The following is a 24,460-nucleotide window of genomic DNA, read 5'->3' on the forward strand; positions in this document are numbered from 1 at the left end:
TCCTGCCTGCGTTCGCAGAACGGAATGGGTGTGCCCACACGCAGGCAAAGACATGTTGCGGCGTTTGGTCTGGGCGTAATTCCGACCTCTTTCAAACGGGAAAGAGGACCCAACGGCTCGTCGTGCGCATCGCTCTCCCGTCATGACGCGCGTTTTGACGCAGCCTTGACGCACTCATGACGCAGTGACCGAATTTGGGGTAGGCACAGGAGAGGCCGAGGCTCACGCGCACGACGCCTCATCTTAGCGCGCGTGGGCCGCGCCACGCCGACGGGACCGCGTGAGCCACCATCCCAGCAACACCGCGCTGAGCCCACTCGCGCCCGAGCCTCCCGCCTGACACCCCCCTCTCTCAGGTCGCGGGGTTGGCGTTTCTGGTTCGGGGGACGTAGGTGCCTTCGTCACGACGATGGAGAACGAGCAGCTGCGGCTGTTCTTCGCCGCGTCCGTCGCGGTGATGCTCACCGGGTGCGTCCCCTCCGGCAGCCGCGTGCCTCGCGCGAGCGAGTAATGCAAGGAGGGCCCGCTGACACGGTCCGTCGCGATGACCTCCGGCCATGTCGCCGCGGCCTTCCCATCCACCGGCTCCGCGACGAGCCGCTGTGTATCGGGGCAGATAAACTGTGGAGCGGTGGTGTCGTTGACGGAGATCGGGACGACACAGTGGACCTGATTCTTCGCCGTGTCCCGCGCGGTCACCAGGACCTCGCTCGTGCCCAGGGGAATGAGGCTCCCCATGGCAGGCGTCACGTCCACTTCCGGGCGCGACGCCACATCCGTGGCCTTTGGGAGGTCGAAAGCCAAGGAGGCGCCTTCGGGCCCTGTCGCCTCAATGGAGAGGTACGCCGGACAGGCGCTCAGGGTGGGCGCCGTCGTGTCCTGGACGATGACCTCGAAGGTGCAGCTCGCGGTATTGCCCCAGGAATCTCGCGCGGTGGCCGTGATGGGCGTGGTCCCCAGCGCGAGCATGCGCCCCTGCTCGATGCTGTACTCCATGGATATCTCCGAGGCCACATCCTCGGCCGTCACCAGGGAATAGGGAATGAAGAGGGGCGCTCCTTCGACGTGGGTCGCCTCGATGCGAAAGGGTGTCGGGTCGCAGGTGATGGTTGGGGGGCGGGTGTCGCGCACCGTGACGTCGAACGTGCACGTCGCGCGATTGCCGGACTCGTCCAGCGCGGTCACCGTCACCGCGGTGGTACCGAGGGAGAACGAGTGACCGGAGCGATGGCTGTAGCGGATGATGGGCGGCGCGCCGCTCGCGTCCACCGCCGTGGCGCTCGCGAACGTCACGGGCTGCGAGTACCGGCGCATGGCCTCGTCGGCGACAGACGGTGGACACGTCACATCGGGAGGTGACGTGTCCTGGACGGTGCGCTCCATCGCCCACAGCTCGGCGCCCGTCTCGCGGGTGCGCGCCTGGAAGAACAGGTGGCGTCCCGCGACCGCAAGCTCCGTGGGCGACGACGAGTCCGGCCCCGGCGCCAGGTCCGCGAGGCGCACGGTTCCAGCCTCCGTCCCGTCGGTCATCCAAAGCTCCAATCCTGACGGTCCATCCGACGCCGCGAACACCAGGGGCCCATCCGGCCCCAACGCGACCATCGGCTCCGGGGTGCCCGTCGCGCTCGCAGGCCCCGGATGGATGTCCTTCACCCGTCGGGTTCCCATTGCCGTCCCATCGCTCGTCCAGGGCTCGTAGCCATGTCCTGCGTCATAAGCCCAGAACCACAGCGCGCCCTGGAACGCGGTGAGCCGGGTGGGGACCAGGGCCTTGCTGGGCGCCTCGAGGAGGGCGACCTGTTCCGCCGGGCCTCCGCTCGTCCTCCACAAGCGCGCGGGGCCGCCCTGGGTCCAGGTGACGAAGTAGACCTGCCCCCCCATCAAGACGGTGCTCAGCGGGTCCCCGAAGACAGACGGGCTCCCGGAGAAGCGCGTCAGCACACGCGTGCCCGACTCCGTTCCGTCGCTCGTCCACAGCGCGAAGCCCTCCGCCTCCGTCGCGGCCCAGAAGAGCACCTGGCTGCCCCATGCAACCATGTGGCGGATGGGGGGCGTGGCGAGGTCGTCGGAGAGAAATGCCTTCACCTGCCGCGTGCCTGGCGCGGTACCGTCGCTCGTCCACAGCGACTCGTCTCCCAGCCCAATGCCCGCGGCGAAGAAGAGGTGCTCTCCCGCGGTGACGAAGAGGCGGGGGTTCACGTTGAAGATGCCGTTCTGCACCGCCGCCACGGACACGGTGCCCTTCAGGCCCCCGTCCGTCTTCCAGAGCGACGACGTGCCTTGGCTCTCCGCGCCGTTGGAGCCGAAGTAGAGCGTTTGTCCCAGGACGGCGGCGGGAGGGGTCTGGCCCACGGGATAGCGGGTCGCGGGCAACTCCCGGAACAAGAAAGGTCGACCCCACCAGCCGTCTCCGTCCGTGACAAGCAACTCGGCGATGTGTTCGGTGCCGCTCCCGATGCCCGGACGCTGACTCCAGAAGAAGGACTGTCCGCCCGCCGTGCCGACATGGCGGAGGCTCGCGCCATTGCTGGAGCCCCCTCCGACGTTGAGAACCGTCCCCTCCGCGCTCCCGCTGCTCGTCCAATAGCGCTCGTCGTCCGTGGTGAACGGATCCGGTGCCCTCGCCAAGAAGACGAGCGAACCGCCCACGTTGAAGCCCTGCCGTGGCGCCCCACTGGCCCTGTCGGGGATGACACGCCCCAGCGCGCGGGAGCCCTCCGCGGTGCCATCACTGAACCAGAGGAATCCCGCGGGCACGGAGAGGAAGAGGTGGTTGCCGGCGATGGGGTGGACCTCGATACTGAAGGAGGATTTGCTCTCCAAGGTGACCACCTTCTGGAGCCCCGACAGGGTTCCATCTGTCTTCCACAGCTCGCGCGCGTAGCCCGGGAACGCAGACCAGACGAAGACGCCATCGGGCGCGACCGCCGCGACCCAGGCGTTGGAGAGCTCCTGCGTGGGCAGGCCCGTGACCTGACGCGTGCCCTGCGCGGTGCCATCACTCACGAAGACCTGCGAGTTCCTGTCCTCGACCGCCGCGGTGAACCAGAGCCGCGTGCCCCCCACCACGAGGCTCGTGGGCTCCGCGCCCCCGGGACCGGGACGCAGGTCGAGCAGTCGTTGCGTGCCCGCCACCGTGCCATCTGAGACCCACAGCTCATTTCCCGCCTGGGCATCCCACTGTGAGAAGAAGACCCTTCCATCCAGGCTCACCAGGTCGGGGGGGGACGACGTGAACGACGAGGCCTGGAGGGACAACAGCCGGTAGGTCCCCTCCGCGGTGCCGTCGCTGCGCCACAGCACGTAGCGGTAGTCCTCGATGCCCTGGGTCTTGAAGTAGAGCAGCGTGCCCGACGAGAACAGCTCGAAGGGGCCGTCATGGCTCGACATGTTGGCTGGCATCACGTCCTTCACCATTACCGTGCCGGCGGCGGTGAGGTCGGTCTTCCACAGCGTCCCCCCATACGTCGGGTCGGTGATGACGAAGAAGAGCGTGTCTCCCACCCACGCGTGCGTGTGCGACGCGGCTCCCCCGGTGACGCCCGTGGTGAGGCGCGTGGTGCCGGCGGCGGTGCCGTCACTCCGCCACAACTCGAAGCCCGACTGGGACGAGGGGGCCGACTTCACGAAGTAGAGCGCGCCGCCGTGCTCCGTCATGAACGCCGGAGGGTGCGTCATCGAAGCAACCAGCGTGGTGCCCTCGGACGTTCCATCCGTGCGCCAGAGGGCGGAGGTGGTGTTGCTCGGAGCCGTCCGGGCATTGAAGTACAACCTCCCGCCCATCTCCGTGAGGTTCGACGGCTGTGAAGGCGCGGGGCCTGGGAGTAAATCCCTCACCAGCGACGTGCCCGCCGTCGTCCCATCTGTCTTCCACAGCTCCACGTCTCCCGTGCCGTCGTCCGCCGTATAAAAGGTGAACCCGCCGAGCGAGACGAAGCCCTTGGGGCTGAACGAATACACTTCGTGGGTGAGCTCGCCAAGCAAGAGGTCCTTCACCAGATAAGGCGTGCCAGGAGCGAGGCGCGCGCCCGACGTTTGAGGTGGGGGCGCCGAGGACGCCGGCGCGTCCGAGGTCTCAGCACAGGCGACGCCGAGGCACGTGGCCAGGAGCGCACCCGTGCGTACGATGGATTGGATTGGAGTCATGGGGTGGGGTGTGAGGAGACGCAGCGCGAGGTGACGGTATGCGCTCGACGGCAGTCAGCAACTCTCATGCCAGCGATCCCCTCGACGCGGAGGCCGCCCATCCATCCCAGGGAGTGGGCGACCAGCCACGGCTGTCTCCTCACGCCCACGCCCGGGGTGTGTGCCATGAACGACACGTTTGTACACGGGAGGCCACATCACGGGCAACACGAACAGCCCTCCCCCTGACAGTGCGGGCCCGCTGCGGAGGCCGTCACGCGAGGAGCGCTCCCCGGACGTGACGGCCCCACGCCTCATGAGCGCGGCCAACGCCAATCCCAGACCGAGCGGGCCCGCGGTGCCCGATTGCTGACAGCCTCCACCACCAGAACCACCTCCGCCGTCAGGCTTCACGACGACGATGGAGAAGGTGCAACTGCTCGAGTTCCCAGACGGGTCCCGGGCGGTGACGGTGACGGAGTGGGTGCCCGGGCGCAGAGGCGTCCCCTAGGGAATCGACGTCTCCAGCACGATGGCCAAGCCCGAATCTCCAGTGATGATGGAGGTGCTGTCGAGGCTGGTGCGCCAGCGAGGGGCACCAAGGTACATGCGCAGTGACAACGGACCGGAGTTCGTGGCCTCGGCCATCCTTCAGTGGGCCGCGGAAGCTCGCATCGAGCTGGCGCACATCGCACCGGGCAGGCCCTGGCAGAACGGCACCGACGAGAGCTTCAACGGACGCCTTCGTGACGAGTACCTCAGCAAGGAATGGTTTCACTCCAGGACGGAGGCGAGGGCTGTCATTGAAGCTTGGCGACAGCACTACAACCAAGTCCGACCCCACTCGAGTCTCGGCTACCTCACGCCTCTGGAATTTCGACGGCAGAGCGAAGCAGTGGTACCCAACCCATCCCGGACGCAGCATCTCTCGTAGTCAGTGGTCCGAAGAATCCAGGCAGGTCACGAGGCGTGTCGCAGCGCCGGGCGTGCGCGCTGTTACAGGTGGCCCGCAGCAGTCTGGGCTACGTCCGTCGCAAGGAGGCGCAGGACGCGGCGCTGGTGGAGAAGCTGCGAGGTATCGCTCGGGCACGTCCCCGGTTCGGCTACCGGCGGGCCTGGGCGCTGCTGCGGCGCGAAGGGCCTATGGTCAACGTGAAGCGGGTGCATCGGCTCTGGAGGAAGGAGGGGCTGGCTCTCACTCGAAGGAGTCCGAGAAAGCGCCTTCGGCTCGGACGGCCGCGGCAGCCGAAGCCCGAGGGCGTCAAGTCCGCCGAAGTACCTCAGAAGCGACAACGGCCCGGAGTTCATCGCCAAGGCCCTGCGAGGGGGGCTGGAGGTCAGCGGCATCCAGACTGCCTACAGCGACCCGGGCAAGCCCTGGCAGAACGGTACCAACGAGAGCTTCAACGGCCGCTTTCGCGACGAGTGCCTGTCCGCGGAGTGGTTTGCCAGCAGGAGGGAGGCCGTCGTCCTCATTGAGGCGTGGCGGTACGACTACAACGAGAAGCGTCCGCACAGCAGTCTGGGTTACAAGACAGCCGCGGAGGTCGGCGCTCGCCGTGCCCATGCCGACCCCGCCGCATCATCCCCCGAGCACGGTATCAGCAGCGCCGCAGGACTCTCGTAACGCGTGGTTCGAAGAACGGGGGCAGATCACATGCGGTCGCCTTCGAGTGGATGGTGCCTCGGTTATTCCGACCCCGGTTCGTCGCTACGGGAACTCGCCGACCTCGTGCTCACCACGCTCACTCGCCTTGATCCGCTCATGACGCAGCGATCGAATTCTGGGCAGGCACAGGAGGGGCAAGAATGACTGAGATGCGAAGATTCGTAACGCTTCGCCGTGCTCTATCCCGGTGCGCTTGCCCCAGCTCCACGGACAGCGTGGTCACGCTGCCTGAACGACCTGCTCCAGCGCCGAACACTGGAGCAGGTCGCAATCGTCCACTCAGGCGATGAGCTCGGAGAGCACGCCCTTGGTCAGCGCCGGGTCGCCGAAGTCGTCCAGGTTCCCGCCGGCCGCGTTCCTCAGCCCCACGGCGGTGCCAATCGTGTTCAGCATCCGGTTGTGGTTGGGATTGCCGCCGCCCGACGCCTCGACGTAGACGCCCTGCTTGAGGAAGCCATTGCAGCTCCCCGCCAGGACGAAGGGCACATTGCGCGCCGAGTGAGCCGGCCCGTTGCCCAGGTCGTTGTACCAGACAGCCACGCCGTGCTCGATGAGTCGCTTTCCGTCCGGCATCTGGTAGGCCACCAGCCGGTCCAGGAGGTGCTTGAAGGCGCTCGCGAACTGCACGTCCACGTGGTGGTGCAGCAGGTCCGAACCGGTGATGATGCCGCCGCTGGAGTCGTGCGACGAGCGACGGTGGGACACGTAATGGAAGTTCTCCATCAACTGCCCCGTGTCCGGGTTGCGGTAGCGCGTGTCGCCGTCGTTGCCGTTGCCCACCTGGATGACGGCCGCGCGGTTGGTGCCGCACGCCATCGCCATCACGGCGATGTCCATGTGCAGCCTGGCGGTAGCGAGCACCTCGGTGCCGTCCGTGCTGTCATAGCCGGGCGCCTGCTGCTGGAGGATGAGCTCCTGGTCCGCGCGCATGCGGCAGCTCAGGGCGACCTCCAGGTCCCGGACGTTGGACAGGTGCAGGTCCAAGCGCTCATGGTCGGACGCGCTCAGCTCGGGACGCTGCTGGAGCGCCTGGAGCTGGGCCTTCACCAGGTCGTTCACGCTGCGCTGCCGGACGAGGAGCTGCTCGCGAGCCTCGGGAGTCAGTCCTCCCGGGCCGCCAATCATCGTCTGGTACGCATTCCACGGGTCATGCAGCGCGGCCCGGCGCACGTTGCTGCTCCGGTAGGAGAGGCAGGGCCCCCCGAGCCAGCCGCCACGCCGGCCCGCGTAGAAGACGAGCGAGTCACGCTGCTGCGGATTGAGCTCGCGGCCGATGCGGTGGTCGATGGACTCGCCTCCGGACTCGGAGCCGCCGCCCGCGCCCTCCACCACGGGGCCCCGCGCGGTCAGCCCCTGCATGGCGCCGCGGGCGTGGCCGTCCCCGTAGTTGTAGTCCCTCATGTTGACGTTGCGCACCAGCAGCAGGTGCGCGCGGTGGTCATTGAGCACGCCCACGGCCCGCCCGGCGATGCTCTCCGCGGTGAGCGCACCCAGGGCGCGCGGCCAGAAGCGCTCCGGCTCCGCGCCGAGCTCCGACGTCGTCTGGGCCGAGGCGACGCCGTTGGCCTGCCGGAAGAAGATGGCGTACGGCAGCGCCCCCGAGTCCGCCGCGCGGGCGGTCCTCGGCATCAGCCCCTCGAGAAACGGCAGGCTCAGCATCGTCCCGCCCAGGCCCTTCAACACCATCCGGCGACTCAGCTTCATGGCAGCTCCTCCGGGTGGCGATTCACGAAGCCCTCGCTGGTGACGACCTCCACGACGAGGTCGACGATGGACAGGTTGCCCGCCTTCGACAGCTTTCCGAGCCGCTCCACCAGCGGCACATCCTCGTTGGCGAACGGGCGCCCGTGGAGGTACTGCACCCAGTGCCGCGCGTAGCACGCATGCACCGCCTCATTGGCCGCGAGTGCGTCCGCCAGGTCGAGCGCGTCGCGCACCGGCACCGTCTCTCCGTTGATGTTGGGAGACGCGCTGGCGTCCACCGGATGTCCGTTGTCCGTGGTGCGGTAGCCGCCGATGGCGTCGAAGTTCTCGAAGGGGAAGCCGAGCGGGTTGATGAGGTTCGAGTGGCAGCTGGCGCACGCAGTCCCTGCCACTTCGGTGTGCGAGGCGACGACCTCGCGATTGGTGCGGCCCTGGGGGGCGGGGAGCGGTGGGATGTTGGCCGGCGGCGCGCCAATCTTCCGGCAGATGATGCGCTCGGACACGAAGACGCCGCGGTGGATGGGGTCCGGGTCCACCGACGTCGCGTGCGAGGCCAGGAAGCCCACCTGGGTGAGCACGCCCTTGCGCTCGCGCGAGTCCAGCGTCACGGGGACGAAGTCGGCGGTGAATGTGCCACTCAGCCCGTAGACGCGCGCCAGCTCGTCGTTGACGAAGGTGGCCGGCGAGGTGAGCAGGTCGCGGTAGCCGCCCTTGCGGGAGAAGACGACGTCCTGGACGAAAAGGGTCGTCTCCCGGGCCGCGTACTCCCCGAGGCGCTCGGACACCTGCGGGTAGCGCGTGAGGGAGGGCCGGATGGCGGCATAGCGGGGCACGTCGAAGAGGGTGCGGTGGAAGGCCTCCACCACCTTGTTCGAGCGCGCGTCCTGGAGCATGCGCCGTGCCTGTGTGGCTACGCCCTCGCGGGAGTGCAGGGTGCCCTCGCTCGCGGCGGCGAACAGGGCGTCGTCCGGCATGGCGCTCCAGAGGCCGTAGCTCAGCCGCGAAGCCACTTCGTAGTCGTCGAGCGGCACCCGGTCCTGCACGGCCTCCGTGCTGCGCTCCACGCGGTAGAGGAAGTGGGGCGACTGGAGGAAGGCTTCGATCACCAGCCGGATGCCACCCTCGAAGGCCGACATGTCCGCGTAGGCCTGGGGCCCCTTGCGGTACAGCCCGAGGTAGCTCTCCACCTCTTCGGACGTCAGCGGGCGCCGGTGCGCGCGCAGGCCGAAGGACTCCACGAAGGCGCGGGCGCGCTCCTCGCCGGTGGCGGCCGACGGAGGCAGCAGGCGCGCGAGCTTCGTCGCGTCCGTCGTCACCTGGCTGGCGAGCTCCGCGGCGGCGCGCTGGTAGGCGCCCCAGAGGGCCTCGTCGACGGAGAGGGCGCGCGCATCGTTGTCAAAGAGGAAGCCGCTCTGGGCGGGGTCCGCGCGGAAGGTGCCCGCCAGCGTGGTGGGCGGTGCGTCCAGCCTGAGCAGCTCCTGCACGCTGTGGGTCCACTGCACGTGCGTCAGGCGCGCCATCCGCACGGACGGGGCTGGCTTCTCGATGACGGTGGGCGGGGGCGTACCGGGGCCGGGCCCTCCACCGGGGCCCTCCGGGTTGGAGATCGTTCCTTCGCAGCCAGCAGCCCCGCTCAAGACCAGCCCGAGCACCACCGGGCGCCACCACCGTCCCCGCTCCGCTGGCTCTCGTGACAACCGTTGTGACCGCATCCTCGGCACGAGCGCCTCCATCATTGGGAGACATACCAATCAGATGGATGACGCGTTCCTGTCAATGTAGCCGCGACTCGCACGCGCGTCGGTCACATGGCCCGATGACACGGATACTGAAAAACTCGTGTCACGCGTGCATACGTGGTTCATCAGACCCGACTTTTCGTGCGGGCCTCGCGGAAAGTGTGGAGGAGGCGCCACATGCGTGGGGGACAGACCCCCTCAATGCGCCGGTGCTACAGCCTCAGATACACGCCGAGCTGACCGCTGAAGTACAGGTCCTTGGCGCCGCCGGCGAAGACCGGGGCTCCCTCCGCGGCGTCGGTGGTGAAGGAGTAGCTCCGCATCTCTCCGCCCAGCCGCAGACCCAGCATGCGCGTCAGGGCGAACTCCACGGCGAGCTCGCCATCGAGTCCGGAGCCGCTCAGCTCCGGGATGTAGTCGTCCGAGGACAGCTCGCCGCCGCTCAGCACGTGCTGGTAGCCCACGCGCGCGGCGATGGCCCATCGCTCGGTGAGCGCCTTGCGCAGGCCCAGCTCCACGTGCGCGAAGCGGTAGTCCACGTCGGGCAGGGCGAAGGTGCTCTCCGGCGGGCGTTCCACCGCGAAGGAGTGGGTGCCGTACAGCGCGCCCACCGAGACCTCCAGCCACCGCAGCGGCAGGCGGAAGCGCAGGCCTCCCTCCAGGAGCTGCGCGGTGGTGCCGTACTTGGAGCCATCCGGGAGCCGCGTGGACAGCCCGAGGGCGCGTGAGCCCCGCGCCACGATACCCAGGTTGTGGACCATCCCATCCGTGAAGTGGGAGAGCGGGAAGTAGCTCACCGCGAGGCTCGCCGCCGCGGCGCTGTTGAGGCTGTAGTCGGGCAGCTCGTTGGCGTTGTTGCCCGAGAAGTTGAAGCGGCGGAACAGCCCCTGTCCGGACAGCAGCGCCTCCAGGATGGGGCCGTCCAGGTTGCGAAGGCCGGCTGCCTTCGGCTCGGGCTTCACCGGCGGCTCCTCCTTCTTCACGGTGGGCGGAGGCGGCTTCACCACCGCCGGGCGCGGTGCCTCCGCGATGGGGGCCGGGGGCGTGACCTCCGGCTCGGAGACAGGAGTCGGAGGCATGACGGCGGCAGGCGGGAGGCTCTGCTCCGGGCCCGCCTTCAGGGCCGCGCCCAGCTTGGGCTCGAGCTCGCGCCGCACGTCGGGGAAGGCGCGGTGGGTGCGGACGTCCCAGCGCTCCTCCGCGAGGAGGGTGCCGTCCTTGCCGGAGTAGGCGCGGACCTCCACGTCCCAGCGCTTCGTCCCCTTCACCGAGGCGAGGATCAGCACGTCCGCGCCGAGCTTCTTCGCCAGCGACTGCCGCTGCTCATCCGTCTTCGGACCGCCGCGGATGCGCCTCACTTGGGCATCCACCTTCTTCGCGGGCAGCACCTCTCGCCCGCGTCCCTTCTTGCCCAGCTCCTGCGTCAGCACCCTGCGCAGCGCATCCGCCTGGCGGCCCTCCGGGCGCAGCACCGCCACCTGGGTCTTCTGCGCCTGCGTCTTCTTCGCCTGCGCGGCCTCGGCCGGGCGGTACGACACGACCATCGCCAGCACCAGCAACACCCATCCCGCGATGCGGCTCACAGGGCCACCTCCTTGGAGCGGACAGACGAGGTGGAAGCGGCCGGGAGGACAGAGACGAAGGGGCGGGAACGCATGGGTGCTCGGCTTCCAGTGACGAGACGGGGGGCTGCCTCAGCCCAAAGCAATTGAGGGGCCAACATCCCGGAGCTTATCGCTGATCTCGGTAGGAGCGCGTGGAACCAGGTGATGATGCCCACCGCGAGGTGCAGCATTCCCAGATAGGTGTCTTCGCGCTTCTCCCATCGCACCAGCAGTCGTCGGAAGCGATTCAGCCAGGAGTGCCCGCGCTCCACCGTCGCGCCTTCTGTCGAGCGTGGCTCGTCTTGGTGCGCACTCCTTTACCTCGTCGAGGTACGTGAAGCGTGAAGCAGAACTCTTTCGCCAGCCGCCGTACCTCGTCGTAGTCATAGCCTCTGTCCACCCAGAGGTGCTGACGTGAGGATGCGCTTGCCCGGGTTTTGTGGACAGGTGGGTTAAGCAGCCAGCGGCACCTGTGAGGCGGTCTTCTCGAACTCGACAGGGCTGACGTAGCCAAGCGCGGAGTGCCGCCGCTGGCGGTTGTAGAACACCTCGATGAACTCGAACAAGGCAGCCTTCGCGGACTCACGCGTAAGGAAGTCCTCTCGTGCACCAGCTCCGTCTTCAACGTGGAGAAGAAGCTCTCCACCACGGCATCGTCCCAGCAGTTGCCCTTGCGGCTCATGTTGCACCGGATGCCGCGGGCAGTCAGCGCTCGCTGGTAGTCCGCACAGGCGTATTGGCTGCCGCGGTCCGAGTGGGGCACGAGTCCTGCGGGAGGACGGCGTCCCTTGAGCGCCATGTCGAGGGCCGAGAGCGCCAGGTGTCTGTCGATGCAGTGGTCCATGGCCCAGCCGATGACGCGCCGGCTGAAGAGGTCCTGCACCACCGCGAGGTACAGCCAGCCTTCCCGCGTGGGCACGTACGTGATGTCTGTCGCCCAGGCTCGGTCGGGCGCGGGCGGATTGAAGTCGCGGGCCAGGACGTTGGGGGCCACCGGCAGGCCATGCTTGGAGTCCGTGGTGCGCACGAATTTCCTGCGTCTGCGAGCGCGCAGTCCCTCCCGACGCATCAGCCGGGCCACGCGGTGGCGGCCTACCGTCTGCCCCTGGGCCTTCAGCTGGCTGGACGGCCAGGCGCGCGCGGCCCCGGACATCGGAGTGTTGGGCGAGGCCTTCCGCACAGCGCGAACCACGAAGGTAAAGATGCCCACGGACCCGCTGCTCCACATCGAGCTGGCGTGGCCATGAGCCTGAGGATGATTTCAGACCTGTGGCTACCGGAAATTCGGGTCCAGTGCCACGCGTGCGTTAGCGAACGCGTCATTTCATGCACGGTCCTTCGAATGGGCCCCCATGAGTTCAGGGACCCCAATGCATGGGGGACAGAAGGGCTGGAAGTGGGTGAGCGTGCGGGGCTGTCTATGTTGCGCCAAGCGGCGCGTGACAGGGCGTGGCCGAATTCTGGCCTGCCAGCTACGGTCGGCAAGAATGGCAAGATGCGGGTCTTCGTGAAAGCGATAGTCGAGACGCTGCGCTCGGCCCTGCGGAGCCGTTCGGAGCTGGCGCTGGAGAACCTAGCTCTTCGCCAGCAACTCGCAGTCTTCCGTGAGAAGCGCCCATCCCCGAGGCTTGCCCGAGGCGACCGCATCTTCTGGGTCGTTCTCCAACGCCTCTGGCAGGGTTGGCGGAGGCCACTGTGCCTGGTTCAGCCGACGACTGTGGTGAAGTGGCATCGGATGGGCTTTCGGCTCTTCTGGCGCTGGAAGTCCCGGAGTCGGGCAGGGCGACCTCGGGTAACTCCGAAATTGCGCGTGTTGATTCGGCGCATGGCCGAAGCCAACCCGACATGGGGTGCCCCACGCATTCATGGAGAGTTGCTGAAGCTGGGGATGGAGGTAGGCCAGACAACGGTCGCTCGGTACATGCCCAGACCGGGAAGGGGAGCGCCGAAACCGTCACCAACATGGCGGAATTTATTGCGCTTGCATCTGGCGGAGTCCGCAGGGATGGACTTCCTTGTCATTCCGACTGCGACGTTTGGAGTGCTGTTGGGATTTGTGGTTGTGAGTCACCGGGACAGGCGAATCCTCCACATCAATGTGACCGCGCACCCGACGGAAGAATGGACGAAGCAGCAGTTGCGAGAGGCTTTTCCCTGGGCCAGTGCTCCGAGGTACTTGCACCGAGATAGGGACAAGCTCTACTCTGAGGGCGTTCGCGCCACGCTTACCCATTTGGGGATTCGCGAGGTGCCGAGTGCAGCACGGTGTCCGTGGCAGAATCCCTATGCGGAGAAAGTCATCGGCTCGATACGTAGGGAGCTGCTGGACGATGTCGTCGTCCTGAACGAAACTCACGCTCGGCGCCTGCTGCGCGACTACCAGCGCTACTACAACGCGAGCCGGACGCACCTGTCGCTCGGGAAAGATGCGCCCGAGACGCGTGAGGTGCAGGGTCCGGAGCACGGAGCCAAGGTGATAGAGCTAAGGGAAGTCTTCGGGCTCCACCACCGGTACGAGCGCCGCGCTGCGTAGCGTCTCGGTCCTTCCAACAACACCCTCGAAGATCCGCGCGTGCTGTATCAGCCGACCTGCGTTCGCAGGACGGGAGGGGAGTGTCCACACGCGGGCAGAGAGGTGTTGAGGCGTTTGCGCCGGGCGTAAGTCCGACCTCTATCAAATGGAAGAGAAGACCCAGCGGCTCGTCATGCGCATCGCTCACATCATGACGCGCGTTTTGACGCAGCTTTAGCGCACTCATGACGCAGCGACCGAATTTTGGGTAGGCACAGGTGACCTTGATGCCCTCATGACGCAGTGACTGAATTATGGGTAGTAGGCGCAGCCTCCGATTTTCGCCCGCTCAGTCCATAGCTTAGAGGGATGAATCGGTGAAAGGCCCGCCCGTTTGTGGCGGAGGGGAGGATTGGGAATGACGGTAATTCGCGGCGTCGGCATCATCTCGCTCGGCAAGTGCTTGGGTACCTTCTATGCGTTGGTCGGCGTCGTCCTGGGGGCGCTGACGAGCACGGCGATGCTTCTGCTCGGACCGCGTGGCGCCAATTCCATTCTCGGCAAGAGCATGCACCTCGGTGAGTTTGACATGGGAGGTATGCTTCTGCTGGTGGCGGGAGCCTGCATCTTGTACGGCATCGCCGGGTTTGCTGTTGGCATCGTCAGTGGAATCCTCGCGAACCTCGCATTGCGCCTCGGGGGTGGTGTCGAGGTCAAGTTGGAGTAGCTGCTCGGCACGTCAGCCGATGCGACAACTTACCGTTACAGGAGTTCGACAGCCGCGCGCCTCGCTCACTCGCATTGACGCGCTTCCAAACGTGCCTCGACGCACCCAGGACGCAGAGGTCGAAGTTTGGGTAGGGACAACAGGGGGACCGTGACCCTTCAGCGCCATGTCGAGGGCCGAGAACACCAGGTGTCGGTCGATGCAGGGGGCATGGCCCAGCCGATGACGCGCCGACTGAAGAGGTCCAGCACGGCAGCCAGGTACAATCAGCCCTCGCGCGTGGGCACGTACGTGATGTCCGTCACCCAATCGATTGAAGTCGCTGGACCATGTCGTCGTCCTGAACGAAGCCCACGCTCGGCGCCTGCTTCGCGAGTACCAGCGCTACTACAACGCGAGCCGGACGCACCTGTCGCTCGGCAAGGATACGCCCGAGAGGCGTGAGGTGCAGGGCCCGGAGCGCGGAGCCAAGGTGATAGAGTTGCGGGAAGTCTTCGGGCTCCACCACCGGTACGAGCGCCGAGCGGCATAGAATCTCGGCCCCTCCAGCAACGGCCTCAGAGACCTGTCGCTGCCGCGCCATCCTGCCTACCTTCGCAGGAGGGGAGGGGGCCGCCCGCATGCAGCGCATATTCGGTTCAAGCGCATGAGAGGTTCTGGAGCAACCTGGCAGGAACGAGCACCTGCAAGATCAAGACGTTGCCAGAACCAGAAATAAGAGGAGGGGCTGATGGAAAATCCTCATCAACCCCCCTCTGGTGATCGGAAACGAGGAACGACCAGCCTTAACAGCTGGCATCAAAACGCCTGACTACTAACGCGCCTTCGGGCCGCCGCGAACGTGGATCTTGATCTTCATGTCGTGCCTCCTTTCGAGTTAAACGCTAAGTGAACTCGAAGTTGGATGTCAAATTGAACCAAAAATCAATGTGTGGCGCATTGCGGCGATGCGGACGAAGTCCCGCGTCGCATCGAGGTGCTCGTATTCAGGCAATGGGAGCGTGAATCACAAAGCAGTGGCCGAGGTGTTGACAGGGCAAGACCATTAAGGCGACTTTGGTTAGCGGACCATGGCATATCCCTTCGAGCGGACCCTTCGTTCCCTGAACTACGAGTCGGACACGCGCCTCGTGTTCGTCGCTCTGATGGTGTTGTGTGCCGGCGGGCTCATCGCATGGTCGCTGTTCGCCAAGGTCCCGCTCGTCAAGGCCAGCTCACAGGCCCGGATCGAGCCACACAACGCCGTCCATCGCATCGAGCCGCCCAGCGCGGGCAGGGTCGTGCTCTCGCTGCTCAAACTCGACCAGGAGGTCAAGGAAGGCGACCTTCTCATCGAGTTCGACGCACGGGCCGAGCGCCTCGAGCTCGAGCGGAGCAAGGCGACGCTCGCCGCGACCGAGAAGGAGCTCGCCATCATCCGCCAGCAGATCACCAACAAGCACGAAGAGGCGGCTTTGACGGCACGGGTGGACGAGGTCGCAGTCAAGGAGGCGCTGGGGAGGGAACAGGAGCTCGCGCCCAGGCACCGGCTCGCGGTGGAACGCGCGGAGCTGGCTTTCAAGAGCCCGGTGGGCGCGGTCTCGGAGATGGAGAAGCTCGAGCGCACGACCGATGTCGACGCGCTCCGCTTCGCGCAGACGGCGCAGGGCCTGGCGCTCATCCGACTGCGGCGCGAGCAGAACGTGCGCCGTCAAGCCCTCGCCGCGCAGTTGCTGGAACTCGAGCGCGAGGCGCTGGGCGCCGAGGGGCGGATCCGGGAGCTCCAGGGGACCATCGACCGCCTTGAGTACCAGATCGAGCGGAAGCTGTATCGGGCGCCGGCCACGGGCCACCTGGTCGACGTGGCGGAACTCGGCTCGGGAGCGTTCATCGCCGACGGGCAGCGGGTCGGCACCATCGTCGCGAGCAATGCCGAGGTGCGGGTGCGCGCCCGTTTCCCGAAGGAGGTCGTCGGATTGATCCAGCCCGGTCAAACGGCGCGACTCAAGCTCGACGGCTACCCGATGACCATCTACGGGACGGTCCCCGCCCGGGTGACGGCCGTCGGGACCGAGCCCGGCCAGACCGCCACGCCCGAGGCCATCCCCGGTACGGTGCGCGTCGAGCTCAAGTTCGCACCGCCGGACGATCCGCGCATCCAGCTGCGCCACGGCATGACCCTGTCGGTGGAGGTCGAGGTCGCGCGGGCGTCGCCTGTCGCGCTGCTGATGCGGGCGGTCGGCGAATGGAATCCGCAGCCTGAAGAACGGCCCACGAACGTGTTCCGGCCCGAAGCCGAGGCCCGCTGACCATGACTCCTCCCAGGCGCCGGCGCTCAATCATTCCCGAGGTGATCCAGATCTCGGCGACGGATTGCGGCCCCGCTTCACTCAAGAGCCTGTTCGGGGGGATGGGCGCCGAGCTCAACTATCGCGTCCTTCGCGAAGTGTGTCAGACGGACGTCGATGGCACCTCGATCGTCACCTTGGATGAAGTCGCGAACCAGCTCGGGCTCGACGCCGAGCAGGTGATGCTTCCGCTCGATCACGTGGTGGTCCCCGAAGCCAAGGCGCTTCCCGCCATCATCGTCACGCTCAGCGCGGGAGGACGGCCGCACTTCGTGGTGCTGTGGAATCGCGTCGGCCCGTTCATCCAGGTCATGGACCCGGCGGCGGGCCGTCACTGGACCCGGATTTCGACGCTGCTGAGCCACCTGTACCAGCACACCACGTCCGTTCCGGCGACCGGCTGGCGCGAATGGGCCGGGTCCGAGGAGGCGGTCGCGACGTTCGAGCGCCGCCTGCTGAACCTGGGTGCGACGCAGGCGCGGGCGCTGGTTGCCCGGGCGCTCGAGGACCCCGGGTATCTGTCGATCGCCAGGCTCGACGCCGCGTGCCGGGCGTCCGAAGCGATGATCCGCGCGGGCGCCGTCCGGCGAGGCCGGACGGCGGCGGGTCTGCTGCAATCCATGATTGCGAAGGACGATGCCGGCGAAGTGCCCATTCCCGCTGCCTATTGGTCCGTTCGCCCCAACCCCGAGGTGGAGGGCGAGCTGTCGATGACCGGCGCGGTGCTGATGCGGGTTCGCGGTTGGCGCGAGGCTCCGCGCGAAGGCGAAGACGCGCCGAGAGCCGTGCTCGCGAGCGACCTGGCGACGGAGCTCATCGCCAAGCAGGTGAGTCCGGCGCGAACGCTGCTCCGCCTGCGAGGCGAAGATTCGTGGGTCGTTCCAGGCCTGATTGCGGTGGGACTGGTGTTCGCCACCTTCGGGCGGATCCTGCAAGCGCTGATGCTCCGTGGCGTGCTCGACCTGGGGCGCGACCTCGGCACGTTCGCGCAGCGTGCGACGGGCATGGCCGTTCTCGCGGGCGTCGCGCTCTGCTTCATGCTCATCCAAATCCCCATTTCATTGGGATTGCTCGGCATCGGCCGCCGGCTCGAGGTGCGGCTGCGGAAGGCGTATTTCGAGAAGCTCCCCGAGATGGAGGACCGCTATTTCCAGAGCCGGCTCGCCTCCGACATGGCGTCTCGCACGCACAACATCCAGGCGATGCGGTCGCTGCCGCCCCTGCTCGCGCAGGCCCTGGTCCTGTCGCTCGAAGTCGCGAGCATCACTGCCGCGCTCATCTGGGCCGCACCGCACGCATGGCGCATCGTGCTCGCGCTCGCGGCGGTCACGCTGCTCGTGCCCCTGGTCGCGCAGAAGCTGCTCTTCGAGCCTGACCTGCGCGTGCAGATGCACGCAGGCGCGCTCAGCGGATTCACCCTGAACGCGCTCGTCGGGCTCACGCCGATCCGGATCCACGGCGCCGAGCGGTCGCTGCGCCGCGCGCAGGAGACCTTGCTCGTCAGCTGGAGCAAGGCGCGCTATTGGCTCCAGACGCTGTCGGTCGGGTTCGAAGGCGGGCTGATGCTGGGGAGCTACGGCCTCGTCATGCTGCTCGTCTATTCGTACCTCGCGGGCACGGATCGGGCTTCGCTGGTGTTGTTGGTCGTCTATTGGGCGCTGCGGTTCCCCATCCTCGGCCAGCGGCTGATGCTGCTGAGCCGCGCGTTCCCGAATGCGATGAACCGGGTTCGCCGGCTCCTCGACGTCATCGGCGACATCAAGGGTCCTCCGGCCCGGCCCGAGGCGCCAGTGCAGGAGCCTGTCGTGCCCGCGGACGCCGCGAGCGGCGTTTCGATCGTGATGGAGAAGGTCCGCGTGAAAGGCGGCGGTCACACCATCCTCGACAAGGTTTCCTTGAACATCGCCCCCGGTGAGCACGTGGCCGTGGTCGGTGTCTCCGGAGCAGGCAAGTCGACGCTGGTCGGCCTTTTGCTCGGCTGGCTCCGGCCGGCGCGCGGCGAGCTCAAGGTCGACGGGCAGGTGCTCGATCAGGCCGCTGTCGAGCGGCTGCGGCGCACCACGGCCTGGGTGGATCCGGCGATCAGTCTCTGGAACCAGAGCCTCATCGACAACCTCCGGTATGGCAACGACGGCGCGCACGGCTGGTCACTGTCGGGGGCGCTCAAGGGCGCCGAGATGCTCGACATCCTCGAGGCGCTTCCAGACGGGCTGCAGACGTCGTTGGGCGAAGGCGGAGGGCTCGTCTCGGGCGGCCAAGGTCAGCGCGTGCGCCTAGCGCGCGCGATGCTTCGCTCCGGCGTGCGCCTGGCCATCCTCGACGAGCCCTTTCGCGGTCTCGATCGCGACCGGCGCGCGCGGCTCCTCGCCGAGTCCCGGCGGCTCTGGGCAGACATCACGCTCCTCTGTGTCACCCACGACGTCGAGCACACCCAGGAGTTCGATCGCGTGCTCGTGATCGAGAACGGTCGGATCCTCGAGAACGGGCCGCCGAAGGAGCTGCTCGCGAACAAAGAGTCGCGGTACGCCGTGCTCCTTCGCGCCGACCAGGAGAATCGCACGCTGCTCTGGGGCGGTGGGCGCTGGCGCCATTGGTGGCTTTCGGACGGCCAACTGGTGGAGAGGCCGGCGCCGAAGCCGGTGGAGACGCCGGTCGCGGAGCCCGCCGCAGGCGGTTTGGAGCTGGTGGGATGACGCGCTCGCACTCCGACCTGTTGTGGCCGGTCGAGCGACTGCCCGACGCGCTGGAGCAGCTGGCGCAGAGGCAAGGCTATGGCAGGGCCGCGGGCGAAATCGCTCCGCCCGCGGCGGCCGTCGAGCCGAGCCGGGTCTGGATGTTCGCGCTCGGAGATCGACTCGGCGTGGAGCTCGAGCCGATCACGCCGCTCTACCACGAGCTGCCCGACGTCCTTGCACGCGCCGCGCCCTGCATCCTCCAGGTCCGGCGAGACGGCGTCCCGTCCTATCTGGTGCTGCTGGGTACGCGGCGTGGGAAGCTGCGCCTGCTCGCGCGCGATGCCACGGCGATTTCGGTCCCGACGAAGAGCGCGATCGCGCTCCTGCGCGAAGAGCAGGAAGCCACTGTCGCCGAGGTGGACCAGCTGCTCGGCGGCGTGGAGATGTCGCCCCGTGCGCGCGAGCACGCCCGCTCACAGATGCTGCTGCAGCGGCTCGGCCAGGCGCAGCTGCGCACCGGCTGGATCATGCGCCCCAGGCGCACCGCGAGCCGGCGGACGCTGCTCGGCGACATCCCTTCGCTCGTCGCCGGCATCCTCGTGAGCCACACGCTCCTCTCGCTGGTGCTGGCTGGCTCGTTCTGGTTGCTCGGTCGCGCCGCGCTCCAGGCCCACCTCGAGACCGGCTGGTTCCTGGGGTGGATCGCCGTGATCGCGTGCGCGATTCCGCTACGCATGCTCGAGGTGTGGTGGCAGGGCGTGTTCTCGATCCGGCTCGGAACGCTGCTGAAGCAGCAGCTCCTTGCGGGAACCCTCAAGCTGACCCCCGACGAGGTGCGGCTCGACGGCATCGGCCGCCATTTCGGCCGCGTCGCCGAGGCCGAGGTCGTCGAGCAGCTTGCGGTCGGCGGCGCCCTGCTCGCGGTGTTGTCGCTCGTCGACTTGATCCTGGCGGGCGTCATCCTCGTGCTCGGTGCGGGAGGGTGGCCCCAAACGATGGTGCTCGTCCTGTGGGTCGTGGTCGCGTTCGTCCTCGCGCGCCGCCACTACGGCGTCCAGCGGGCGTGGTCGAGCGCGCGCGTCGAGATCACCCACGACCTGCTCGAGCGCATGCTCGGCCATCGAACGCGGCTGGCGCAGCTTCCACTCGAGCGCTGGCATGATGGCGAAGACGTCCGCTTGAGCTCCTACTCCGAGATCTCGAAGGTCATGGATCGCCGGACCATGCAGCTGACCGCGCTCCTGCGCGACGGCTGGTTGGTGCTCGCCCTGCTGACCTTGCTGCCGGCGTTCAGCAGCGGTACGGCCAATGCCAGCGCGCTGGCGGTGTCCGTGGGCGGCATCTTGCTCGCGCTGCGAGCCTTCGACGAGGTCGCCGTCTACTTCCAGCAGGTCTCCCAGGCGGCGGTGTCGTTCGAGCAGATCCGCGACTTGTTGCTCGCGGTGGGCCGCCCCGAGCTCGAATCGAAAGTCCCTCTCGAAATGGAGGGAGGCAAGCCCACCGACGCCGGCGGCGGAACCCTCATCGAGGCGCGGGGCGTGACCTTCCGGCACGACGTGCGCACCCGGCCGGTGCTCGAGAACTGCTCGTTCCAGATCGCGCAGGGCGACCGCATCCTGCTGGAGGGCCCATCGGGCGGTGGCAAGTCGACGCTGGTGTCGCTGTTGACGGGCCTGAGGACGCCGCAGGGCGGTGTGATGCTGCTGCACGCGTTGGACCGCGCGACGTTCGGCTCCTCGGGCTGGCGCAAGCGCATCACCGCCGCGCCGCAGTTCCACGAGAACCACGTCCTGTCCGGCAGCTTCGCGTACAATCTCCTGCTCGGGCGCGAGTGGCCGACCTCGCCCGAGCTGCGGACCAAGGCCGCCGCGCTGTGCAAGGAGCTCGGGCTGGACGAGCTGATCGCCAAGATGCCCGCCGGCCTCGAGGAGATGATCGGCGAGACCGGCTGGCAACTCTCGCACGGCGAGAAGAGTCGGCTCTACATCGCGCGCACGCTGCTGCAGGGGGTCGAGCTGGTCATCCTCGACGAGAGCTTCGCCTCCCTCGATCCCGAGACCATGCGGGTCGCGCAGCGCTGCGTTCTCAACCACGCGAAAGCCCTCGTGGTCGTCAGCCACCCATGAGACTTCGATTTACGCTCGCCCTCCTCGCGACGACCTGCTCCGGTTGCGAGCTGATCCGTCCCGTCGTCGTCAAACCGCCTCCGACGCCGAGCAGCTACTCGACCGCCGTCGATCTGCGCGCCGAGCCGCCCCCACCGTCCAGCGCACCCGAGGGCGGGGTTCCAAGCCCGCAGCCGTCGAAGGAGGGCGTGCCCGCGCAGCCAGCCGAGCGCGTCACCCAGGACTCAGTCTGGTGGTCGGCGTTCGCCGATCCGGCTCTCGACACGGCCATCCAGGAGTGCTTCAGCGACAACCTGGTCCTGCGCGAAGTGCGGGAGCTGATCTACGAGAACCAGCTCGACCCCAACGTGCCGCAAGGTTGGTGGTACCCGCTCCAGGTCGGCATCCTGAACCCGGCGGGGCTGAGGCATGTCGTTGCCAACGCCAACCTTCCGCCCGCGCCGCCAACCCGGGCCGAGTACAACGTCGCCACCGCCGGTTTCGGCGTGACCTACCAGGTCGACCTGTTTGGAGCCCTCGGTGCGCAGCGGCGCGCGGGATTGAACTTCGCCGAGCAGCAGCGGCAGCTCACCGAGGGCCGCGTCCAGGACCTCGCGGTGCGGATCACCCAGATCTGGTTCGACATCCTCGAGGCCCGCGCGCTCCGGGACCTCACGCTGCGCCAGATCGACTACAACAAGGAACTGCTCCTGCTGATTCGAGCGCGGTTCGAGCAGCACCTCACGCCCCGGCTCGTGGTGCTGCAGCAGGAGCAGTTGCTGGTGAACCTCGAATCGCAGGTGCCGCTGATCGCTACCCGGAACGCGCTCTTGAATTCGGAGCTGAAGGCGCTGCTGGGCCGGGTACCAACCCCCGCCGACGACGTCATTCCACTCGATCGACAGCTTCCCGATCTCCCGCCCCCACCGAAACTCGGAACGCCAGGCGACCTGAACGTGAACACGCCCGAGATGCGGCTCGCGGAGCTTCGCGTCGCCGAGGTCGAGCACCGCATCAACGCGAACCTGGCGAGCTGGCTTCCGACGATTCAACTGGTGGGCAACGTGGGCGCTTTGAAGGTCGGCCTCTCGGAGCCGGCCCTGGCCGAGTCCGTCGTCGGGGTGAACCTGACCTGGGCCCTGTTCGATGGAAGGCGCGTCACCGAGTACATGCGACTGCCGATCCAGCTCCAGCGTCGCGAAATCCAATACCAGCTCGCGCTGCACACCGCGATTGGACGGGTGCAGGATGCCGTGGTTCGGGAGGAGAACGAGGCGACGAGCCTGCGCAGCCTGCGTGCGCAGGTCCAGCTCGGGCGGCAGCTCCTGGACGAGGCGAGGCGGCTCTTCGAGCAGGGGCATTCGGACTATCTGACGGTGCTCACCGCCCTGACGAATCTGGTCGGGCTCGAGCGCGCAAGTCTGCAAGCGCAACGGCTGCTGCTCAACCATCGCGTCGAGGTCTATCGCTCGCTCGGCGGCACCTGGTCGCGCGACGTCACACTGAAGCGGGAGTGAGAAGCCATGGCACAGCTGCAAGCGGATGAGATGCTCTACATCCCCAATCGAAGGCGGCTCACGCACGACCGGCTCGACGCGGGGGATGGCCAGCAGGTCCTGCACCTCTTCTATGGCGAGGTGGAGCTCATCTTCGACGAGCCGGACATCGCGCCCCTGGGCGAGAAGCTGCTCCAGGTCGAGCAATTTCAAGCCTCCGACGCCATGGCGTGGTCGGACGGCGCGCCCCATTCCTGGGACAAGATCCGGGACCTGCTCGAAACATTGATCGAACAGCGGGTGTTGAGGCGGGTCTCGGATGCGCCCACGGGCCGCACCGTGGCGTCCTTCCCTGAGCGGTTGGGGGAGGTGCCAGCCGGGCGTGAGCCGCTCACGTTCAGCGCCCGCGACAACCGTTGCCCCGTGCTGACCGAACAGGCGTTCGGACGGGCGTTCGAGCTCTCGAACCTCGAGGTGGTCGTGCCGGTCTACCGCGTGGCGCATCCGGCGCTCGACGGTGACGGCCGGCAAGTGGGCGAGAACAACGTCGCACCGCGCACCTTGTTCCTTGATCTCCCCACCGTGCGCAAGCAGTGCCACTACGCGGGGAGCCGGTACCAGAGCGAACGCCCGATGAACGTGACCGCGATGAAGGGCATGGCGCGTCAGTGGCCGGACCTGCTCTCGCTGACCGGGCAGTTCCGCAAGGCCTTCCTCGCGCGCATGCCGCCCCGGACCCCGGGCGTGCTCACCGCGGGCGAGCTCCAAATGATGGTCGTCTGCACGCTCGCGTCGGTCGGGTACGTGCTGGTGCGGGGCACCCAACCGGTGCCGAACGGAGAGCTCGACAGCGGGCTCGCGGCCATGTTCCGGCTGATCGACGGAGTTCGCCTGGTCACCAACGACCTGGTGCGCGATGCCCCCGAGCAGCCCGTCACCGCGCAATCGATCGTGGACTATGCCGAGCGTCACGCGGTCTTCCATGGTCCGCACGGCGTGTGCGCCGGTCCGCCGGCGCTGATCAACGAATATATGCAGGTGTTGACCGGCTCGGCCCAGGCACCCATCGAGGCCCAGCCCGACATCGCAGCGCGCCTCGGCGATCTCGACGCCGCGCTCGATTACGGCCTGCTCGGGCAGCGCGTCGAATCGGTGGTCCGCTTCCTCGGCGCGACCCAGGGGCTGCTCCACGAACGGCTCCGGGCGGCGTTCGCCGGACACCTCCCGCGCACCGCGCTGCAAGAGTGCGTGGAGGCGCCCATCGATGTCGCGCATTACCCGTTGCTCCGGGACGATTTCCCACTCGCCGAGACATACCAGCGCGAGATCAAGCTCAGCCGCTGGTTGTTCGCGCGCATCGGCGAGGCGTTCCCCGGCACGCCACAGGGCGCCTCGCTGGACGAACTGGCGAAGCTGGATCCCGCCGAGCAGGCCACGAGCCAGCGGCGACTGGCCGAGCTCTTCGCGCATGGGCTGCCGGGAGACAAGGCCGTGGCGGAGCCCCTCTGCGGTGAGCTCGCTGGCGTCGCTGCCAGCGCGTTCGCCCTCGAGCGCCGGTGCCTGCGCGTCGTCGAGCGCGAGCAAGCGATGCTGAACCAGCGGCTCCGGCGCCCGGATCACCCCCTGACCGGCGCAGACCTGGCTGTGTTCACGCGGCCGCGCAATGGCCCCCCGTTGGCGGAGACCCTCGCGCGCGGCCTGGGCGTCTCGGTCACCAGCGACTCTGCCTCGACCGTGCTGGGCTACGGTGAGAGCAGCCTCACGTTGAAGGACTAGA

14 protein-coding genes and 5 pseudogenes are annotated in these 24,460 nt (G+C 67.6%); 11 read left to right on the top strand and 8 right to left on the bottom strand.

Annotated features, from left to right (window positions below; translation table 11 throughout):
* Window positions 1–243 precede the first annotated feature (243 nt).
* Both BHS09_RS09030 and BHS09_RS40235 read right to left on the bottom strand, forming a co-directional pair.
* Complete coding sequence (locus BHS09_RS09030) at window positions 244–3,984, bottom strand: HYR domain-containing protein (RefSeq protein ID WP_161605138.1); 3,741 nt, start codon at window positions 3,982–3,984, stop codon at window positions 244–246.
* A 216-nt stretch (window positions 3,985–4,200) separates the two neighbouring features.
* Window positions 4,201–4,623, bottom strand: a complete 423-nt coding sequence (locus BHS09_RS40235) for an HYR domain-containing protein (protein ID WP_140800640.1) — start codon at window positions 4,621–4,623, stop codon at window positions 4,201–4,203.
* A 16-nt stretch (window positions 4,624–4,639) separates the two neighbouring features.
* On the opposite strand from BHS09_RS40235, the pseudogene BHS09_RS09040 reads away from it, so the two are divergent.
* Both BHS09_RS09040 and BHS09_RS09045 read left to right on the top strand, forming a co-directional pair.
* Window positions 4,640–5,059: pseudogene (locus BHS09_RS09040) on the top strand (integrase core domain-containing protein); the annotation flags it as partial.
* Window positions 5,060–5,088: 29 nt separating this feature from the next.
* Window positions 5,089–5,752: pseudogene (locus BHS09_RS09045) on the top strand (integrase core domain-containing protein); the annotation flags it as partial.
* Window positions 5,753–6,073: 321 nt separating this feature from the next.
* On the opposite strand, the gene BHS09_RS09050 reads toward BHS09_RS09045, so the two are convergent.
* From BHS09_RS09050 to BHS09_RS09070, 5 genes and pseudogenes are all read right to left on the bottom strand, one after another.
* On the bottom strand, window positions 6,074–7,498 hold the full coding sequence (locus BHS09_RS09050; protein WP_140797681.1) for a DUF1552 domain-containing protein: 1,425 nt from the start codon (window positions 7,496–7,498) through the stop codon (window positions 6,074–6,076).
* Complete coding sequence (locus BHS09_RS09055; protein ID WP_237080262.1) at window positions 7,495–9,195, bottom strand: DUF1592 domain-containing protein; 1,701 nt, start codon at window positions 9,193–9,195, stop codon at window positions 7,495–7,497. The genes BHS09_RS09050 and BHS09_RS09055 overlap by 4 nt, the downstream gene beginning before the upstream one ends.
* Before the next feature lie 254 nt (window positions 9,196–9,449).
* Window positions 9,450–10,820 (bottom strand): hypothetical protein, encoded by a 1,371-nt coding sequence (locus BHS09_RS09060; protein ID WP_140797682.1) that lies wholly within the window; start codon window positions 10,818–10,820, stop codon window positions 9,450–9,452.
* A gap of 164 nt (window positions 10,821–10,984) precedes the next feature.
* Window positions 10,985–11,113 (bottom strand): annotated as a pseudogene (locus tag BHS09_RS09065) (IS5/IS1182 family transposase); the annotation flags it as partial.
* A gap of 180 nt (window positions 11,114–11,293) precedes the next feature.
* Window positions 11,294–11,964, bottom strand: a pseudogene (locus BHS09_RS09070) (IS3 family transposase); the annotation flags it as partial.
* On the opposite strand from BHS09_RS09070, the gene BHS09_RS09075 reads away from it, so the two are divergent.
* The 3 genes from BHS09_RS09075 to BHS09_RS09085 all read left to right on the top strand — a co-directional run bounded on the left by BHS09_RS09075 (window position 11,861) and on the right by BHS09_RS09085 (window position 14,080).
* Window positions 11,861–12,088 (top strand): hypothetical protein, encoded by a 228-nt coding sequence (locus BHS09_RS09075; protein WP_140797683.1) that lies wholly within the window; start codon window positions 11,861–11,863, stop codon window positions 12,086–12,088. The pseudogene BHS09_RS09070 and the gene BHS09_RS09075 sit on opposite strands and share 104 nt — an antisense overlap.
* Window positions 12,089–12,846: 758 nt before the next feature.
* Window positions 12,847–13,374 (top strand): integrase core domain-containing protein, encoded by a 528-nt coding sequence (locus tag BHS09_RS38540; protein WP_140853453.1) that lies wholly within the window; start codon window positions 12,847–12,849, stop codon window positions 13,372–13,374.
* Window positions 13,375–13,771: 397 nt separating this feature from the next.
* A complete protein-coding gene (locus tag BHS09_RS09085) occupies window positions 13,772–14,080 on the top strand; it encodes a hypothetical protein (protein WP_140797685.1) in 309 nt (102 codons plus the stop codon).
* Window positions 14,081–14,283: 203 nt separating this feature from the next.
* Here BHS09_RS09085 and BHS09_RS40105 read toward each other — a convergent pair.
* Window positions 14,284–14,388, bottom strand: a pseudogene (locus BHS09_RS40105) (DDE-type integrase/transposase/recombinase); the annotation flags it as partial.
* Window positions 14,389–14,393: 5 nt separating this feature from the next.
* On the opposite strand from BHS09_RS40105, the gene BHS09_RS09090 reads away from it, so the two are divergent.
* From BHS09_RS09090 to BHS09_RS09115, 6 genes are all read left to right on the top strand, one after another.
* Window positions 14,394–14,612, top strand: a complete 219-nt coding sequence (locus BHS09_RS09090) for an integrase core domain-containing protein (RefSeq protein ID WP_237078487.1) — start codon at window positions 14,394–14,396, stop codon at window positions 14,610–14,612.
* A gap of 538 nt (window positions 14,613–15,150) precedes the next feature.
* Complete coding sequence (locus tag BHS09_RS09095; RefSeq protein ID WP_140788986.1) at window positions 15,151–16,368, top strand: HlyD family secretion protein; 1,218 nt, start codon at window positions 15,151–15,153, stop codon at window positions 16,366–16,368.
* Window positions 16,369–16,370: 2 nt separating this feature from the next.
* Window positions 16,371–19,100 carry an ATP-binding cassette domain-containing protein gene (locus tag BHS09_RS09100; RefSeq protein WP_140797686.1) on the top strand — a complete coding sequence of 910 codons (2,730 nt, stop codon included), beginning with the start codon at window positions 16,371–16,373 and terminating at the stop codon, window positions 19,098–19,100.
* Complete coding sequence (locus BHS09_RS09105) at window positions 19,097–21,208, top strand: ATP-binding cassette domain-containing protein (protein WP_140797687.1); 2,112 nt, start codon at window positions 19,097–19,099, stop codon at window positions 21,206–21,208. The genes BHS09_RS09100 and BHS09_RS09105 overlap by 4 nt, the downstream gene beginning before the upstream one ends.
* Window positions 21,205–22,704 carry a TolC family protein gene (locus tag BHS09_RS09110; protein WP_140797688.1) on the top strand — a complete coding sequence of 500 codons (1,500 nt, stop codon included), beginning with the start codon at window positions 21,205–21,207 and terminating at the stop codon, window positions 22,702–22,704. Before BHS09_RS09105 ends, BHS09_RS09110 begins: the two co-directional genes overlap by 4 nt.
* 6 nt (window positions 22,705–22,710) lie before the next feature.
* Window positions 22,711–24,459 (top strand): hypothetical protein, encoded by a 1,749-nt coding sequence (locus BHS09_RS09115; RefSeq protein WP_140797689.1) that lies wholly within the window; start codon window positions 22,711–22,713, stop codon window positions 24,457–24,459.
* Window position 24,460: the final 1 nt, after the last annotated feature.

The sequence above is a fragment of the Myxococcus xanthus genome (assembly GCF_006402735.1).
Classification (GTDB): Bacteria; Myxococcota; Myxococcia; order Myxococcales; family Myxococcaceae; genus Myxococcus; species Myxococcus xanthus_A.

Excerpts from the sequence above, each read along its gene's own strand:
- BHS09_RS09050 (WP_140797681.1), bottom strand. The coding sequence starts at position 7,498 with ATGAAGCTGAGTCGCCGGATGGTGTTGAAGGGCCTGGGCGGGACGATG.
- BHS09_RS38540 (WP_140853453.1), top strand. The coding sequence starts at position 12,847 with ATGGACTTCCTTGTCATTCCGACTGCGACGTTTGGAGTGCTGTTGGGA.
- BHS09_RS09085 (WP_140797685.1), top strand. The coding sequence starts at position 13,772 with ATGACGGTAATTCGCGGCGTCGGCATCATCTCGCTCGGCAAGTGCTTG.
- BHS09_RS09095 (WP_140788986.1), top strand. The coding sequence starts at position 15,151 with ATGGCATATCCCTTCGAGCGGACCCTTCGTTCCCTGAACTACGAGTCG.
- BHS09_RS09100 (WP_140797686.1), top strand. The coding sequence starts at position 16,371 with ATGACTCCTCCCAGGCGCCGGCGCTCAATCATTCCCGAGGTGATCCAG.
- BHS09_RS09105 (WP_140797687.1), top strand. The coding sequence starts at position 19,097 with ATGACGCGCTCGCACTCCGACCTGTTGTGGCCGGTCGAGCGACTGCCC.
- BHS09_RS09110 (WP_140797688.1), top strand. The coding sequence starts at position 21,205 with ATGAGACTTCGATTTACGCTCGCCCTCCTCGCGACGACCTGCTCCGGT.
- BHS09_RS09115 (WP_140797689.1), top strand. The coding sequence starts at position 22,711 with ATGGCACAGCTGCAAGCGGATGAGATGCTCTACATCCCCAATCGAAGG.